A 17,126-nucleotide genomic window follows, 5' to 3' on the forward strand; every position below is an offset into this window, starting at 1 on the left:
ATCTATGGTCGACCGATCAGGCGTCGCATGGCCGCGATACTGGTCGCACCCCCATCCCAGGCCTTGGTCGACAGAACGTCGTCGATCAGCAGCGTGTTATCCCTGCGATTCCATTCCACCACCAACGGCACGCTGGTTTTGGCCTCTCGCGAATAGCCGCGGAACATGATCCCGAAACGGACCGGCGCGCTCGATACGATGCCGACAGCCAACGGCCCGCCGCATGTTTCGGCTTCGTAATTGCCGTAACCGAGCGTCGGGATCAGTTCGACGTCACCCCGCTGTTGGATGGCGATGAAGCAGCCCGCAGCGATGGCATCCGGCATGTCGCCGTGACCGGTCAGGACGGTTGCCACCTGCCGCGCACCATCGACCACGCGGAACGACTGGGTCTTGGATATTTCGACGTCCGTCATTTTCTGACGTCGTGCCTCGGCAAGGGTCGCTGCGACCGCAATACCATCCGCCTGCCCGGCAAGCTTCAAAGCGTGTCGGGCAGGCGGAACCGCAGGTGCCGATACCGAAGCGGTGGTCATCCCGACAGCGTTGCTGGTGGCTACGCTCGGCTCCGCACCGCATGCCGCTATTGCGCAAGCGAGTATCGACATCACAGATCCACGCAAGGCGAACGCCCTAGCCGGCATGGGAGCGTCGTTGGCAGTCTGCGCGCATCTTTCCATCACCCAATAGCTCTGACGTTCGCCTGATCATCGACCCAGAGGGTGCGTCACTGCACCGCGCTTCGCATCGCGGCGATCGTCTGCGCGCCGGCCTGCGAGGCCTTGCTGGAACCGGCTGCATCGATCGAAAGGGCGCCGGTGGAGCGCGACCAGTTCAGGACGATCGGCTCGCTGACCGTGGCATTGGGCGAAAATGCACCGAACACCGCGCCGATGCGAACCACGTCGCCGGACGACGACAGGACACCGATGGCGGTCGGCTTGTCGCACGATTCGGCTTCATACTCGCCCTGGCCGATCGTCGGGACCAGCGAAACCTTCCCGTCCTGCACGATCGCGGCGAAGCATCCGGGGGTGCCGTTCGCGAGACTTCCCTCGCCGGTGACGATCGAGGCGACCCGCTCTCCGTCCACCGACAGTCCGAACGACTGCGCCGACGTGATCTGGACCTTCGTCATCTGCTCACCCGCTGCCGCCGTCTTGGTCTGCGCGATGGCTTCCGCGTCGGCACTACCGGACAGGGCGACCTTTCCAGCCGATGCGGGGGCAGCAGGCGGCGTCATTGGCTCGGGCGCGACCGTCTCGGTGGGCTCAGCCGCGGGCGTGGCGACGGCTGCGGTCGAATTGCCGGACGCAGTGCCGGCTTCGGGAGAGCAGGCCAGCACCAGCGATGCCGCGCCGAGCAACAGCCATTTGGGATCGAATGTCATCTCATTTTCCTCAAGCGTATTTCAGGTAATTGCTGCGCATCTTGTCGTCGTAAGCGAATTTTTTATAGGCCGGACCATTGTAGATCCTGGCGAATGTCGACCAGTTTCGCGCCCGCAGCGCGGTCAGCAAGCTTCGGTTCGCCAGCACGAACGCGACGAACGCCTCCGCCTGCGCAAGGATGCCGCTCTTCATCGCCGCCACGAATGCCTCGACCGTGGCATGGCCCGCCTGGACATGGTTCTCACCGAGGATCTGGAACGCGCCCCAGCTCGCCGACTTCAGTGCAGCACTGCTGTTGAGCTTCATCGCGCGCTCCAGCTTGGGATATTGCTCAGAGAACCTGCCGTATCCGCCACCGACGGGATTGGAGAGATCCGGATGCGTGGCGTCATACCGGCCGCCGGTGTGCTTGCTGAACTTGTGGCGCTCGTAGAGGATCGTCGGACGGCCATCCCCATCGAACGCGCCGCGGATCGCGACTTCGGTTTCGACGATGGCCTTGATCGCCGCGGTCTCGCACTGGAGCCGGGCGGCCATGTCGACATAGGTCGCCTCGCTGAGCCCACCCGGCCCGATGCCTTGAGGCGCAGCCGCTGGAGCAGTTCGGGACGGCGCCGCGGCTGGCGCTGGCGCGCGCGTGGGCTGGCGCGGCACCGGGCGGGCCGGGGTCGTGTTGCCACGGTGATCGCGGCCCAGACGGTTCAGCGTCGGCCCGTTCGGATCGACGACCCCGTCGGGCTTGCTGAGGCGCAGGGACCGGGTCTGGTAGCGAGCGATCGCATCGGCGGTGCGGGGACCGAAGACGCCATCGACCCGCAACGGCGTCGCGCCCGAGGATCCCGACCGGTTCAGCAACATCTGAACGGTCCGCACGTCGGCGGCACGGTTAGGCCGCTGCGGACCAACTGGAGCCACTATCGCCATATCAAACCTTTCTCATCATCGCGTCCGTCGTCGGACGGGCGCTGGTTGATCGTCTGAGGTGCGCATCCCTGCGCACCGCGTCGTCGCCGGCCTGGCCGATCCAGCCGGTCCAGCCGAGCCGGGTCGAGCCATCGAGCCGCGCAGGCCGGGCATGCTTGCCCGCCACCTCGAGCGCCACGTCCCATTCGAGGTGACTGGGTGCGAACGCATCCAGCGCCTCGGACAAGATGCGAAACCGCGGCCCGGAGGGCAACAGCGCTTCGTAGTCGGCGCGGGATCGCGCCCGGATGACCACGCGGAACGCATCCGACGCGACCTTCGCACGGCCGCCCAGCATCACTTCGTTGCCGAGCCCGGAAAAGGATCGCCCGAGCCGGGTCTGGTCCTCGGCCTCGATCGACCGCCAGCGCGACTGGTATTCGAGGATCTTCACCGACTGCCCGAGCAGGTGCGTCATCGCATCCTCGATGCCGCCGGCGCTGCGCCGCGACGCGAACAGCGCGGCGTAGTGGACGCGCGCCGGCCCGGGAAAGCTGCTCGTCGCCGATACGCCTTCGGTGGCACCGGTAAGCTTCGCGACATGATCGGCAAAGCGATCGTCGTCGAGCCGGTCGGCCTGCGCCACCGGCTGCGAATCCGCCCAGGCGCGAAAGAAGAACTGGAGCATCCGTCCCGACAGCAGATCGAGCCACCGGCCGAACGGGCGTTTATTCGCATAACGGCGCTCGAACACCGCAAACTCGGTCATGTGCGAGGGCAGCGGCCCCATCGGCCCGGTCAGCCCGAACCAGAACCCGCCGATCCGCGCGCGGCCGTCGCGGACGTCCACCTCTTCCAGCGTCGAATCGGGAAAGGCGAGCGTCGGCACCTGGACCAGGTCGGCGATATTCTGATCCGGCCGGCGCGCGAGCCCGACACGCGGCAGCCCGGGCGCGCGCGCCTCCGCGCCCCGCACGATCGGGAACAATCCGAACCGCTTCCGCGACGCCGCAGCCGCCGCAAGGAAGTTCAGATGGTGTGACGGCGGCCGATCCGCAGCGGCCATCGCTGAAACTCCCCTTCGTTAGCGCTGGAAAAATGCGTTTCCGTGAACGCGTTGATGCTCGCGAATTCGGCCAGGAACCGTTCGAGAACCGCGGAAAACAGGAACATACGTCCCTTGTCGAACGCGGCATCGTCGAGCGTGACGTGGATGCGGTGGCCCCGCGCGATCGCCATCCGGTCCATCCCCGGCACCCGCCGTGCAACCCGGGTCGAGCGGATCGCCGACACCCCGTCGACCTGCCGGCGCGAGGCGGCATCGTCCTGCCGACCGTACAGCGCCAGATGATCGCGCAACACCTGCGGATCGTCGTGATCCTCCGGCGCCAGCGTCATGTAGTTGGTGGTCAGGTGCCCGATCACCCGCCACGCCGCATCGCCCATCCCCATCGGCGGCTGGGGCTTGGTAGGCGCCCGGAGCACGCTGACGGAACGCGCCGGAACGCCCGACACAGTGAAGTGCTGCTCGCCGCGAAACTGCAACAGTTCAGGCAGTTCGCGGTTGGTCACCAGCGCCTTGACCGCGAGTTCGTCGATCTCGTCGAGCCGCGTCGCATCGCCGGGGGCGGTGAGGCTGATCCACGTCTCGGTCCCGGTATATTCCCCGCGGCGCCGCAACCGTCGCTCACGGGTCGACAACCGCCGCGATCGCAGTTGCGTGGTGTAGAACAGCGCCTTGCTCCAGTCGTACAACAGCGCGCCATAGGCATAGAGCGGCGCGACCGTGCGCGCGTCCATATTGTTGGCCGAATAGGCCTGTACGTCGAGCAGTCGGAACACCTCGAAATCGAGCGGGCGGGCACGATCGGGGATGACGTGATGCTCATGCTCGAACTGCGACACGCGCACGCGGCCGAGCTGCTTCTCGAAGAGATTGATCGCCGGCGTCGCGAACAGCCGCAGGTTCGCCGGCTCCAGCGCGTTGTGCAGCACCGACGCAGACCGGTCGAACAGGAGAACGACGTCGCACGCCTGCGGACTGTCGCGAAACGCCCGCGCCAAGTCAGGCAGGTCGACGAACAGGAAGCGCTCCGGGCAGGCGAAATATTCGCTGAGCAGGCGATACCCGCGAAAGGACCGCAGCTCCGCCGGCAGTAGCGCCTGATCGTCGTCGAACCCGACCTGCTTGGGCAATGGAAGCTTTTTCCAGCCCTCCGCTCCCGCCGCCGCATCCGCCGACCGCGCGATCACGGCCAGCGTCTCGCCGATCATCTGACGGTAGAGTTCGGCGGGCAATGCCTCCGACCCGGCAAGATAGATCGGCAGCGATTCCGGTAATATCTGGGGTAGCGCAGCGCCGCCGGTCGCCTCGAACCGGATGCGCAGCCCGGCTTCGGCGCGAACGTTGGCGGCGCTCGCGAACGGCGCCACCGCGGCGCGGCTGGCGAGATATTCGACCTGCGTGATCCTGATCGGCCAAAGCGTGACGTCGTGCCCGGTACGGAATTCGACCGGCACGCTTTCCTGCTCGGTCGCCACCGCGATCAGCGGGGTGGAGCGCGGGACTTTGTGCCCCTTGATCAGGATCGGATCGCCGTCCTTCGGCTCGAACCCGACGACGCACATCGACGGGGTCGGTGCGAGGTAATGCGGCTGGACCGCGTGCAGCAGATGCTGGGTGAATTCGGGATATTGATCCGCGATCTTCAGCTGCACGCGCGCGCCGAGATACGCGACGCCCTCCAGCAGGCGCTCGACATAGGGATCGGGATCGGTCGGGGTCTTGAGGCCGAGCCGCCCCGCCACCGCCTCATGCTCCTCGCCGAACGCCCGCGCATCCTCGCGCAGATAGGCGAGCTCGTCATTGTAAAAGCGCAGCAGGCGCGGATCGATCCCGGAACTCATACCCTATTCGCGCACGTTGACGGTGGCGGTCTCGGCCTCGATCTCGGTACGGAACTTGACGGGCATGGTCTGCGCCGCGGCGGTGATGTCGCCCTGGATCAGGAACGTCAGCGCGTGCGGATCGTCGTCATCCTCGATCGGGTCGACGGTCAGGCCTTCGCGTGACAATCGCGGCTCGAACAGCCGCACCGCACGCCGAATTTCCCGCGCCCGCGCCAGCACCGCACGCCGGTTCAGCGTCTGCCCGGCCAGATCGGTCAGCCCGTAGTTCAGCACCGAATCGCGGACGTGCGGATAGGGCTCCAGGTCGACCAGCGATTCGAGGTTGGTCGTGTTGAACAGCCACGCCAGATCGCGGCGGACCGTTGCGCGCAACGCGGTCTCGTTGAACCGTTCGAAACGCGGCACAGAATAATAGCGGAATTTCTCGCGGCTGATCTCTGGCGCTTCCTCGCTCATGTCGCGCATTCCCGAAATCTCGAGATCCGCGACGAGCTTGTCGTATAGCGTCGGTGTCAGGCGCTGGGTCACGGCCATCGATGCGGCCTAGTCGAACCGCAGCGAACGGACGCTGAGCAAGCCGTGATCCTCGCCGTCCGATGTCGCCAAAAGCCGCTGTCCGGCACCATTACCGTCGTCATGCCACGACGTTGCGCGCGCCATTGCCTCGACCGGGTCCGCAGAGATACCGGGATAACGCGCCGGCAACAGCGCGGCGATGCGCGGTCCTGCCTTCAGCGTGATCTCGACGGGATACCAGACTAGGTCGCGCAGGTCGCGCGGTCCCTCGCTGGTGAGTTCGCCGATCGCATCGAACGGCAACAGCCCATAGCGTCCGTTGATGATTGCCTCGATCGTCGGTCCGAACCGGGGATCCGCGTCCGCGATCCAGTCGAAGGGTTTGCCGTCGATGGCGCCGGGCATGTCGGGTGCTGCATCGAACGCCGACTGGCGCAACGCGTCCGCGTCGTCGTCGCGGCCGGTTGCGGCGGCCTCGATCGCCTCCGCTATCGGGGTTGCCCAATCCGATCCGCCGTGAATTTCGGCGCGCGCGCTTCCGGCGAATACGGCCTCGCGCTGCTGCTCCGCGTCGATCGCCTGGCCGTAGACCACCGCCAGCATCTGCGCTTCCGGCGACAACTGCGCCAGCGTCGTCAGCTGCACCTTGGCCTTGGCCCATTCGCCGGCCAACGCGAGCAATTGAAACAAAAAAAGTCGGGTCGGTACGTCGCCCGGGGTCCGGCGAACGACCTCGACGAGCGCGCGCCGCGCGCCGTCGAGATCGCCCGAACGGAGTAGATCGTCCGCCTGTTGCATGTCGTGCTCCTACGGACGATCGACGTGGTTCAACCCGCTTCGTTCTGGCGGATATCGTAATAGGCGGTGACGACGCCGCCATCCTTGCTGCCGTTCGAATTCTGCGCCTGATAGTCGAAGGTCACCTTCGCGCAGTTGAACGTCACCGACTCCATGATCGCGTCGCCGCCCGATGCACCATTGTTATGGATGTCGGAGACGATGATGTCCTCGAGCTTGATCTTGTAATAGGTCAGCGGGGTCGAGCCATCGCCAGCCTTCTGCGAGTAGATGATGGCTTCCTTGATGTGCTTGCCCGAAGCGCATGCCTTGAAGAGCAGCGGCGAGGACTTGTCGACTTCCTTCTGGATGCGGATGTCGGAGATCTCTGCCTTGCCCGAACCACCGCCGGCGCCACCGGTGTGGAACGAGCCGTGCTGAACCGCGCCGAAGTCGAACGAGATGATATCGATCTCGCCCTGGTGGTTCTTCTTGCTCGACTCGCCCTGAATGCTCTCGATTTTAAGAAACAGATCGACTGCCATGAGGTTCTCCTGTCAACGATGATTGAAAGATCGACGTCAAATCAACCGGACGTCTTCGGTAGACGCGAAACCATGCTGAGCGCCACGTCCATGCCTTCGAGCTGGTAGTGCGGCACGAACATGAACTTGCCCTTGTAGTATCCTGGGTTCTCCTCGTCCGGGATCACCTCGATCTTGGCCTGCTTCAACGGCAGGCGGGCCTTGGTTTCCTCGCTCGATGTCGTCGGCGAGCCGTCGACATACTGGAGGACCCAATTGTTGAGATCGCGCTCGAGCTGTTCCGACTCTCGCGAGCCGCCCACCCAATCGCGGACCATGCATTTGAGATAATGCGCGAAGCGGCAGCTCGCGAAGATATAGGGCAACCGCGCCGACAGGTTGGCGTTCGCAGTCGCTTCCTTCTTGTCGTAGCTCGCCGGGCGATGCACCGTCTGCGCACCGATGAAGGTCGCCTGATCGGTGTTCTTGCGGTGAACCAGCGCCATCAGTCCGGCCGTCGACAGCTCTGCCTCGCGACGATCGCTGATCGCGATTTCGGTCGGGCACTTGAGATCGATGCCGCCTTCGTCGGTCGGGAAGGTCGCGGTCGGCAGTTCCTGGACCGTACCACCCGACTCGACACCGCGAATCCGCGTGGTCCAGCCATAGGTGTTGAACGCCTCGGTGATCCGCGTGCCCATCGCATAGGCGGCGTTCAGCCACAGATGCCGGTCATGCTCGCCGCCCGCATCCTCCTCGAAATCGAACTCGTCGACTGGCTCGGTCTTCGCGCCGTACAGCGGCCGACCGAGGAAGCGGGGCAGTGCGAGCGCCAGATACCGACTGTCTTCCGACTGCCGGAACGACCGCCATGCCGCGTAATCGGTAGCATCGAACAGCTTGCCGAGGTCGCGCGGGTTGGACAATTCGGTCCAGCTGTCCATGCCGAGCAACGACGGGCCCGCGGCGGCGATAAACGGCGCATGGCTCGCCGCACCGATCCGCGACAGGCCGCGCATGACCTCCAGGTCGGGCGCGCTGTGGTCGAAGTAGAAGTCGCAGACGAACGCACCGTAAGGCTGGCCACCGAGCTGGCCGAACTCAGACTCGTAGACCTTCTTGAACAGCGGGCTCTGGTCCCACGCCGCGTCGCGATACTGGCGGAACATCCTGCGACATTCCTCCTTCGACATGTTCATCACGCGGATCTTCATGTCCTTGCCCGTCGCGGTGTTCATGACGAGGTAGTTGAGCCCCCGCCACGCCGCTTCGAGCTGCTGGAATTCCGGCTGATGGATGATCTGGTTGATCTGCTCGGTCAGCTTGCGGTCGATCGCCGCGCGCATCGCGTCAACGGTTGCGAACACGTCGCCACCGATGATCTTAGCATCACCCAGCGCCTGCTGCGCGAGCGTCTGCACCGCCTGCTCGATCCGGGTCTTGCGCTCGTCGTTCGCGGGGCGGAACTCCTTCTGGAGCAGCGCCTGGAAATCGTTGAGCTCGGCCGCTTCCGTTACCGGTGCGCTCTCGTTCGTCTGCTTGAGCGCGTCTTGCGCCATGTAACCGCTCCAATCCGTAAAAATGGATGAGGCCCTGTCGGGCCGTCTTCGATATCAGTCGCGCGGTTCGCTCACCGGTTCGTCGGCTGCGGGTTGACGCGCCGCGGAGATCGCCTGGAGCAAGGCTGGATCCTGCAACACCTTGTCGAGCAGGTCCTGGGCACCGTGCTTGCCATCCATATACGACAGGAGATCCTCGAGTTGCGTGCGCGCTTCGAGCAGCTTGGCAAGCGGTTCGATCTTCCGCGCAATTTCACCGGGCGAAAAGTCGTTCATTGAGTTGAAGGTCATGTCGACCGCGATCTTGCCTTCGCCAGCGAGCGTGTTGTCGACCGCGAACGCAACGCGCGGGGCGACGGCTTCCATGCGCTGGTCGAAGTTATCCATGTCGATATCGATGAAGTCGCGCGCTTCGGCGGCTTTCTTGTCCTTCAGGCTCTTGCCGGACAGGTCTGAGATGACGCCCATCACGAACGGAAGCTCTACCTTCTGGCGTGCGCCATAGGTTTCGACTTCATATTCGATGTGAACGCGGGGCTTCCGATTTTCGCGAATGAACCGCTGACCGCTCTTGATCGCCATGTGCTTAGTCCCTGTTTTCCAGCTTCTGCGAGCCCGCGTATTAAATGCGCAAGCGTAACAATTGCTCCACGCGCAGCTCTACATAAAATCACTCGATGAGCCTTGGCTCGACCCGCTTTCGTCGACGCGAGCGCGCAAGACCGCCGTCGCCTCGGCAACGCTCCCGGGCGCGATATCTGCAAGGATCGAGACAAAATCCATTGCTATCCAACCCTTGATCCGCCCGAGCGCGACCGGGATCGGACTGGATGGCTCGACCCGGCCATAATAGTCGATGACGGAATCGAGCGCCCGAGCGACGTCTTCGCGCGATTGAATTCGTCCAGGCGCGGCCGTCGACGCACGGGGCATTCCACCCGTTTCGGAGTCCGGCTCCCCTGCGTCCGGCTCGGCACCCTGCCTGACGAACGGCGTCAGCGCATGAACGATGCCTTCGATGGCTTCATAGGTCGGGCGAAAATTGGTGCCGGTCTGGCCGGCATGCTCGGCCTGCTCCGACAGCACGGCGTCCGCCCGCTGCAGCGCAGCCTCGATCCGGCGGAAGCGATCGGTGACGTCCGCGACCTGTTCCACCGGGGTGTCGGCGAGGGCGGCGCGAAACTGGCCATAGCCCTCGGCAGCCGCCCCCTCGTTCAGATACCGCTCGAAATCGACGCCGGTGTAGCTGCCCAGGCGCGGATGCTCGACGAGGGGGATGCGGCGCAAGGGTGCGAGGAACTCGCCGATGCGGACCAGCGATTCGCACGCGCCCTTGCGCCCCTCGACGCCGTATTCCTCCAGCGTCGGGTGCGCCGTCTCCCAGAAATCCTCGAACAGGCCCGCGAGCAACTGCATCGCCGCCTCGACGATGGCGAGATCGCCCGATCGAGCGCCTGCACGCGCCAGATACACCGCGAGCCAAACGTCCCGCGTCTGGTGCGCCTGCGCCTCGATCATCGCGATCGTGCGATCCCATTCGACCTCGTCGGACGCCCCTTCGAATGCGGCCTCGATCGCCTGACGACCGGGGTCGTAGGACAGATCGGGCCCGGCGGGCGCCTCCGGCGTAACCGGTGTCAGAAGGGCGGCAACATCCATATCGCTATCCCGGCATACGCCTCAGGATATCAACTCGGCTTCGACGCGGCGGTTGACCGGATCGCTCTTGGCGCGGCCGGAAAGCGGAACACTCGCGCCATAACCGCGAACTTCGAGACGCTTGCCGTCTACGCCGAGGATGACGAGGTAATCGGCCACCGCCTTTGCCCGCGCTGCCGACAACGGCACGTTGATACGCGGTCCGCCCCGCAGATCGGTATGCCCTTCGATCAGGAAGCGCTTGCCGGTAAGCTCCGGCATCAGCAACGATCGTGCGAATATTTGTGCGGCGCGCGTTCCTTCGGCGGTAAGCTGCGCGGAATTACGTTCAAAACCGATCATCAAGTCGGCGCGTGGCCGCCCCATGCCGGTCGCGGCGACGCCAACCGCCCCAGCGACCGGAGCCGCAGCAGCGTAATTCGCGCGACGGGTCGACTGCCCATAATGCCGTTGCGGTTGAACGGGCGAGCGTACCGCTGCACGTGGCTGTGACACCGACGATCGCAAAGCGGCGCTGCTGGAATCGGTCGCAGAGGCTGGCCTGGCCAGTCGAAAACCCTTGGTATTCGGCGCGGCCCGCGTCGCTACCGGAAGAGCATCGCCCGAGCCGCACTTGCCGGCGAAAGTGCAGAGGTAACTCTCTACACTCGGCGTCTTCGCCTCCTGTGCGTAACCGGCAGTGGCGAATCCTAGGACCACCACAGGAAATGTCAGCATCCGCAACGACATGTCTTACTCCCGCGCATGAACTCGCTTCATCCATGTATTAGGCAGCGCCTACACATGAAGCAACCCGTATGCGGTAACAACGGAGTTAACAAAACGTGAATACGTGGAATAACCGTAACTTGGGAGCAGCGAGGATAGCCGCGGCCCTCCACGAATAATTTTTATCGCGACGCAACATAGTCCTGTCTTGGTCGCGACCCATTGTAGGATCGCGCCAGCACCGGTAGGAACGTGGTTCCTCGCGTGGCAGCAGCGCGATCGGCTGGAGTGCTTGGTGACAGACACGACGCAGCGCCTGACCCAGATGGCGATCGACGTTGGCGACGAACAGGTCGTCCTCGAACGCATTCGAAGCACGGAGCGAATCGGCACCCCGTTCGCGGTGCAGGCCGATATCATCTCACCACTGGAAATCGATCTACAGCCGCACCTGGGCAAGCCCGCATCGCTGAGCGTGCTCGAGGATGGCGAACTGCTTCGCCATTTCCACGGCCTGGTCACCGCGGGCGAGTATGTGAAGGAGACGCAGGCCGGGCATCACTATCGCCTGTCGATCCGACCCTGGACCTTCTACCTCGACCAGAACCGCCAGATGGCGATCTATCAGGACAAGACGGTCGTGCAGATCGTCAAGCAGGTCATCGAAGGCGCCGGCATCCCGGACGTCGACTATACGCGCCTGGTCCTGCCGCGCGTTCCGCGTGCGTACACTGTGCAATATCGGGAAAGCGACTTCGCCTTCGTCTCGCGGCTGCTCGAGGAAGAAGGGATCTATTACTTCTTCCAGCACGATGCCGATCGACACGTCATGGTACTGTGCGAAGGACCAGCATCGCATCAGCCCGGCAAGCCGACGCAGCTCAAATACAATGCGAACAGCGTGTCGGTGTTCACGGCCGACTCGAAATCGCGGTTCGGCTCGCAGGGGGATTACCTCCAGACGTGGGTCGAACGCGTTGCCTCGACCGCCGAAGCGCGGGTGACGGTGCGCGACTTCGATTTCGAGTCGCCCGATCAACCGCTCTCCGCCGAAGCTGCCAGTGAAGGCGCCCATCCCCGCGACGACCGCGAGATCTTCGTCTATCCGGGGCGTTATACGCGTGAGAAGACCGGCCGCGGCGATCAGGAGCAGACCGGCAAAGAACGTGGCCAGGCCTTGCTCGACGCGCAACGCTCCGACCGGCGGACGTTCAGCGGCACGTCGCAGTCCGCGGGCCTCACGACCGGGTTCCGCGTCGATGTCGCGGATCATCCGGCCGCCCGGATGAACGCGTCCTACCTGATCACCGGTGCGGAACATTCGATCGCATCGGAAAGCTATCGATCGGGCCAGCAGGACGACGAGGATTCGTTCAACGTCAAGTTCGAGGCGATCCCCGCCGATACCGTGTTCCGCCCCCGCCACGCCACGCCGCGCCCGCGCGTCCAGGGGCTGGAATCGGCGATCGTCACCGGCCCATCGGGCGAGACGATCTACACCGACGAATATGGCCGCGTGAAAGTGCGCTTCCACTGGGATCGCGCCGACACGCCGGGGGAACGGTCGACCTGCTGGATCCGCGTGTCGCAGACCGGCGGTCTCGGCAACGTCATCCTGCCGCGCGTCGGGCACGAGGTGTTGGTCGACTTCCTCGATGGCGATCCGGACCGACCGCTGATCGTCGGGCGGGTGTTCAACAAAGCGCACATGCCGACCTACGAACTGCCCGCCAACAAGACTCGTGCGGTGTGGCGGACGCTGACCTACGGTAATTCCGGCAGCTATCCCGAGAGCGAAGCCCTCGACAGCGGCGGCAACCGGACCTCGAACGAAATCCGCTTCGAGGACCAGGGCGGACAAGAGGAGTTGTTCATCCACGCGGAGCGCGACATGAACAGCCGCGTCCGCTTCGACGAAAGCCGCCACGTCGGCCATAACCAGAAACGACGCGTCGGACTCGACCGGAGCACCAATATCGGCCGCGACGAAGGCAAGAAAATCGGGCGCGATCGCGCCACGCAGGTCATCGGCATGGACAATCTGCTCGTCAACGGTAGCCTGTCGATCGAATCCAAGACGTCGATCACGCTCAGGGTGGGCAACTCGGTGGTCGCGATCGGCCCCAACGGCATCACCCTCCAGTCCACCCACGTCCAGATCCAGGCCGGCACCGAGGCGATCATCAATGCCGGCGGTCAGACAAAGATCAACGGCTCCGGTAGCTTGACGCTCAATGGCAAAACTACACAGATCAACCCAGAGGGCCTCGGCGACGGAGCGTTCGGCGCCAGTATCGATTTCGGCCCCCCCGCGGGCGAAGGCTGACCGGGTGGCGGAGGCGCAGACTGCCGGGGAATGGAGGGCAATACGGCTGACCGAAGCACGTCAGGTCGCCACTCTTATGGGCGTCGATGTCGACGATCGCCCGTCGGCCGACGTCCCGGTCCGGAGGCACTACGACGCATTGCGCGCCGGTAACCGTCGTTCGGCCGCACTGCAGTATCTCGGGCATGCACTGCCGCGGCTCGAGGCGATTGCCTGGGCTGCGCGGATCGTCGCCGACACCGCCGCAGCCGACCCGCCACCGCAGCGTGCGCGCCACGCGCTCGATGTCGCCCTGCGCTGGCTGGAGGACCCGACCGAAGCTCATCGTCGTGCCGCGGGTGCCGCCGCCGACGTGATCTCGCAGCCGGTTGCAGAACGATTGCTGGCCTCCGCCGTGTTTTTCTCGGGCGGTTCGATCGTTGCAGCGAACGCGCCGCCGGTAGTTCCGCCTGACCATGTCGCCGCACGCTATGCCGTGGGGGCGATCGACGAGGCGACCCGTCGATCAACCGACCACGTAGCCGCGCTGGAAACGGCACTGGCGCTGGGCGAGCGGATCGCCGACCGCGGTATGGCAGCACTCGATCGATGACGCTGACACTCACCATCGAGGGCGCCCGGCATCTCGACAACGGGTCGCCTGCCGAACTCGTGCTGAATCGCCGTGGCGCGATCGTCGGGCGTGCGGCGACGTGCGACTGGGCCCTGCCCGATCCCACCCGCTACATCTCATCGCGCCATTTCGAGATCAGGTTCGACAATGGCAGTTATGTGCTGACCGACTGCAGTACGAACGGCACGATGCTCGCGACGACTGGCGAACGCCTGGCTTCGCCGCACTGTATCGCCGACGGCGACCGGTTCCACGTGGGCAGCTATGTCATCGCCGCCCGCTTGACCGGGCAAGCCGAGGAAAGCGTCGATCCGCTAACACCGCCGGTCGCTCCGGTTTGGCAAGGCTGGGACGCCGACGCAACGCCGCCCCGAACGACGGACGATGCAGCCTTCCCGTTGGCGTCGAGTGGCTGGGACGCACCGCCGCCGCAACCTTTGGGTACCGGATCCTCAGCGGGATGGCAGCCCCAGGTCGGGCCGTCGCTTGCGCGCCGCGAGGATCATCAGGTCGCCGCCGGCTGGGACTCACGGCCATCGCATTCGTCTCCCGGATCCGCCCCTCGCACTGGCGGCTGGCAACCGGATGCCGCCGCCGCTTTGCCTCAAGCGACATCGGTCTGGGACCAAGCGACACCGCCGCCCCCCCCCGCATCGGCATGGTCGAGTGCGGCGCCTACGCAATCCGCGCCGATATCTCCCGACGATCTATGGGGTCGGATCGCAGAGGGTAACGTCGTCGATTGGGCACGCGGCGGTTTCGGCCAGCCGGTGGAAGCGCCGCGCGACCCCCTTGGCCTTTCGCCCATGCCGAACAGTGCGGCACTGCCCAAGAGCGCGCCCGCGGCGCCGCAAGCTGCCTCTATTCCCCCCGCTCCCGACATGGCTCCGTCGTCGCCCGCTACGGCAGATGCCTTTGCCCGCGCCGCAGGGCTCGAAGCAGGCGTCGCTGGCGGCGATCACGGCCTTGCGCGCGCGGGTGGACTCTTCCGTCGGCTTGTCGCCGGTCTGGTCGTCATGGTCGAAGCGCGCGCGCGAGCGAAGGCACAACTCGGGGCGGAGGCGACGGCATTCAGCCCCGACGGTCACAACCCGCTGAAGTTCGCACGGACACCGGACGAGGCCATTGCGATGCTGCTTGGTCCGCACCAGCCAGGATTCATGCCTGCGGATCAAGCGATTGAGGACGCGTTCCAGGACCTGCAATCGCATCAGGTGGCGACGCTGCGGGCCATGCAGGGCGCCTTGCGCGCTACGCTCGAGCGGTTTTCGCCAACGGCGATACGCGCACGCGCGAACGCCGGTGGGATGATCGAACGTATCCTTCCCGCAGCTCGCGATGCTGCGTTGTGGCAGGCCTATGAGCGCGAATTCGGGGGCGTCGCACAAGGCTCGGACGAAGCGTTTCTCGAGATGTTCGCGAAGGAGTTCCGCCAGGCCTATAACGAGCAATCCCGCGAAACGCGTCGTTGAACCACAGCGGCCTCTGCCAATGGCATCAGAGATTGGCAGGTCATCGTTGCGGACGGGATGACTCGGTGACAGCTCGGGAAACGCTAAAGGCGCCCCGTACCGTAATTTCACCCGCGATTATGATCCGGATGCTGGACACCGCAGCCCCCGCCAAGATCTCGCTGGCGATGAACCCGCGACAACTGGCGTAACTTCAACGGGGGATAGTAGGCGATGACGGGCTCGAACCGCCGACATTCTCGGTGTAAACGAGAGATCTACACCGCTTCCCTCCTTGAGCCCCTTTTTAGAGTCGAAACATAGCACGAACCTACGTGGAACATTTCGAGTTCGCGCTGTCCATTTGCTGTCCACTGCTCGATGCCAGCGATCCCGGTGAACGTAGGTCGCATAGTTTTCGCGGCCCCCCCCCCCCGACAACGCTGCGCCAGCCTGATTTGTCGCTAAGCGGAAGAGGGCGCGCAGGGTTGCTCCGCGCCTTTCAGTTTCAACCGGTTGGCAGGAGCAAGATACAACGTATTGCCGAGCCTCACGCCGAACTATGTATACCAGGCGTCGACGTTGCAGACGATTGCGTCGACTCGGTGGAGGGGAGTCGAGTGGGGATAGGTAAGCAAAGATGCGTGTGCCGCCCCTCGCGCAGCTTCGCCTACCTCGCCTGCGCATAGGGAGGAAGAACTGTTTATCCCCGGTCAGCCCAGCGATCACCGGTGCCTTGCCATGCACCGTCGAGTACTTTGATAGGCGAAATACGCCGTATCGACGCCAACGAGATCCTTGATATTCTCGCCAAGCGTGAGTGCACTCTTCACATGCACGCCGGAGATCGGTTTGTACACGCCTTACTGTTTCGACAGCGCGCTGGTGCGTTGCGTGCGTTGCGTGCGTTGCGTGCGTTGCATGAAAGCGGCACGTGCTTTGGAACCTCTCAATTCTAGAACTTTATCTATGTAGAAATGACTTTCTAGAGGAAGCATGCCAAGCAACTGGGACTGTCGGCTTTTCGTCGTTTGCAAAAAAACGGGGGTACGCTTCTTTGCGCAGATGCAGCATAAAACGCGTTGACGCGCCCCGTCGCAATGCAGATGAATAAGAACTGGGAGGCGGCAAGGGCGAGATGACGAGCGAATTACAGGACACAAGGATGCAACGAATGCAATCTTGCCTCGCCAAAATGATCCATGATTAAATTTATCTGAGCATCGCGGCATCATACTCAACTTTAGATCGCTATCTGTCTGATACACCACAAAAATGATAGAAGCGATGATGCTTCCAGTGCAAATATTAGGGCACGCGAATAGAATACTTTCTCCAGTGCTGTGATCTTAATTGGACATGATCGAGATAGTAATCTTGATGCGTAGAGGGGATAAGTTACTCCGATGGCTAGACTTATTCGTCCAAAGCGCTTCGGCGACAGCCGCGGCTGGTTCACCGAGGTCTATTCGGTGCCTGCCTTCGAAAAGCTGGGCATCACCTGCACCTTCGTGCAGGACAATCACTCGCTGTCGGTACCGGCCTTCACGCTCCGCGGCTTGCATTTCCAGACGCCGCCACGCGGACAGGACAAGCTGGTGCGGTGTGTCCGCGGCGCGATCTTCGATGTCGCCGTGGACATCCGCAAGGGCTCGCCGACCTACGGCCAGTGGGTCGGGGCCGAGCTGTCGGCGGAGAACGGCCACCAGCTCTTCATCCCGATCGGCTTTGCGCACGGCTTCGTGACGCTCGAGGACAATTGCGAAGTCTCGTACAAATGCTCGGACAC

General features: G+C 64.0%; 16 protein-coding genes. 4 read left to right on the plus strand and 12 right to left on the minus strand.

Features of this window, described 5'->3' with window-relative positions; genetic code table 11:
• Nucleotides 1-2 precede the first annotated feature (2 nt).
• The 12 genes from O6X71_RS13025 to O6X71_RS13080 all read right to left on the minus strand — a co-directional run bounded on the left by O6X71_RS13025 (nucleotide 3) and on the right by O6X71_RS13080 (nucleotide 10,956).
• Entirely contained in the window at nucleotides 3-608 is a 606-nt protein-coding gene (locus O6X71_RS13025; protein WP_353466215.1) for a hypothetical protein, read from the minus strand.
• Nucleotides 609-727: 119 nt separating this feature from the next.
• Complete coding sequence (locus O6X71_RS13030) at nucleotides 728-1,390, minus strand: hypothetical protein (protein WP_353466216.1); 663 nt, start codon at nucleotides 1,388-1,390, stop codon at nucleotides 728-730.
• Between the two features lie 10 nt (nucleotides 1,391-1,400).
• Entirely contained in the window at nucleotides 1,401-2,315 is a 915-nt protein-coding gene (locus O6X71_RS13035; RefSeq protein ID WP_353466218.1) for an N-acetylmuramidase family protein, read from the minus strand.
• A 1-nt stretch (nucleotide 2,316) separates the two neighbouring features.
• Nucleotides 2,317-3,360, minus strand: coding sequence for a type VI secretion system baseplate subunit TssG (gene tssG, locus O6X71_RS13040; RefSeq protein WP_353466219.1), 1,044 nt, complete (start codon nucleotides 3,358-3,360; stop codon nucleotides 2,317-2,319).
• Nucleotides 3,324-5,201: a type VI secretion system baseplate subunit TssF gene (gene tssF, locus O6X71_RS13045; protein WP_353466220.1), complete on the minus strand. Its 1,878-nt coding sequence runs from the start codon at nucleotides 5,199-5,201 to the stop codon at nucleotides 3,324-3,326. The genes tssG and tssF overlap by 37 nt, the downstream gene beginning before the upstream one ends.
• Before the next feature lie 3 nt (nucleotides 5,202-5,204).
• On the minus strand, nucleotides 5,205-5,738 hold the full coding sequence (tssE, locus tag O6X71_RS13050) for a type VI secretion system baseplate subunit TssE (RefSeq protein WP_353466221.1): 534 nt from the start codon (nucleotides 5,736-5,738) through the stop codon (nucleotides 5,205-5,207).
• A gap of 9 nt (nucleotides 5,739-5,747) precedes the next feature.
• Complete coding sequence (locus O6X71_RS13055; protein WP_353466222.1) at nucleotides 5,748-6,518, minus strand: type VI secretion system accessory protein TagJ; 771 nt, start codon at nucleotides 6,516-6,518, stop codon at nucleotides 5,748-5,750.
• A gap of 29 nt (nucleotides 6,519-6,547) precedes the next feature.
• Complete coding sequence (locus O6X71_RS13060; RefSeq protein WP_353466223.1) at nucleotides 6,548-7,042, minus strand: Hcp family type VI secretion system effector; 495 nt, start codon at nucleotides 7,040-7,042, stop codon at nucleotides 6,548-6,550.
• 41 nt (nucleotides 7,043-7,083) lie between these two features.
• Nucleotides 7,084-8,580 (minus strand): type VI secretion system contractile sheath large subunit, encoded by a 1,497-nt coding sequence (gene tssC / locus O6X71_RS13065; protein WP_353466224.1) that lies wholly within the window; start codon nucleotides 8,578-8,580, stop codon nucleotides 7,084-7,086.
• A gap of 54 nt (nucleotides 8,581-8,634) precedes the next feature.
• Complete coding sequence (gene tssB, locus O6X71_RS13070) at nucleotides 8,635-9,162, minus strand: type VI secretion system contractile sheath small subunit (RefSeq protein ID WP_353466225.1); 528 nt, start codon at nucleotides 9,160-9,162, stop codon at nucleotides 8,635-8,637.
• 78 nt (nucleotides 9,163-9,240) lie between these two features.
• Complete coding sequence (locus O6X71_RS13075; protein ID WP_353466226.1) at nucleotides 9,241-10,239, minus strand: ImpA family type VI secretion system protein; 999 nt, start codon at nucleotides 10,237-10,239, stop codon at nucleotides 9,241-9,243.
• Nucleotides 10,240-10,260: 21 nt separating this feature from the next.
• Nucleotides 10,261-10,956: an OmpA family protein gene (locus O6X71_RS13080; protein ID WP_353466227.1), complete on the minus strand. Its 696-nt coding sequence runs from the start codon at nucleotides 10,954-10,956 to the stop codon at nucleotides 10,261-10,263.
• A gap of 286 nt (nucleotides 10,957-11,242) precedes the next feature.
• On the opposite strand from O6X71_RS13080, the gene O6X71_RS13085 reads away from it, so the two are divergent.
• The 4 genes from O6X71_RS13085 to rfbC form a co-directional block, all read left to right on the plus strand.
• On the plus strand, nucleotides 11,243-13,273 hold the full coding sequence (locus O6X71_RS13085) for a type VI secretion system Vgr family protein (protein WP_353466228.1): 2,031 nt from the start codon (nucleotides 11,243-11,245) through the stop codon (nucleotides 13,271-13,273).
• Nucleotides 13,274-13,349: 76 nt separating this feature from the next.
• Nucleotides 13,350-13,865: a DUF6931 family protein gene (locus O6X71_RS13090; protein ID WP_353466230.1), complete on the plus strand. Its 516-nt coding sequence runs from the start codon at nucleotides 13,350-13,352 to the stop codon at nucleotides 13,863-13,865.
• The gene (gene tagH / locus O6X71_RS13095) at nucleotides 13,862-15,358 is read left to right on the plus strand and encodes a type VI secretion system-associated FHA domain protein TagH (protein ID WP_353466231.1); all 1,497 of its coding nucleotides are present in this window, start codon (nucleotides 13,862-13,864) and stop codon (nucleotides 15,356-15,358) included. Before O6X71_RS13090 ends, tagH begins: the two co-directional genes overlap by 4 nt.
• Nucleotides 15,359-16,743: 1,385 nt before the next feature.
• Nucleotides 16,744-17,126, plus strand: a 383-nt coding sequence (rfbC, locus tag O6X71_RS13100) for a dTDP-4-dehydrorhamnose 3,5-epimerase (protein WP_353466232.1), incomplete at its 3' end; no start/stop codon positions are given.

This window comes from Sphingomonas faeni, assembly GCF_040407505.1.
Taxonomy (GTDB): Bacteria; Pseudomonadota; Alphaproteobacteria; order Sphingomonadales; family Sphingomonadaceae; genus Sphingomonas; species Sphingomonas faeni_E.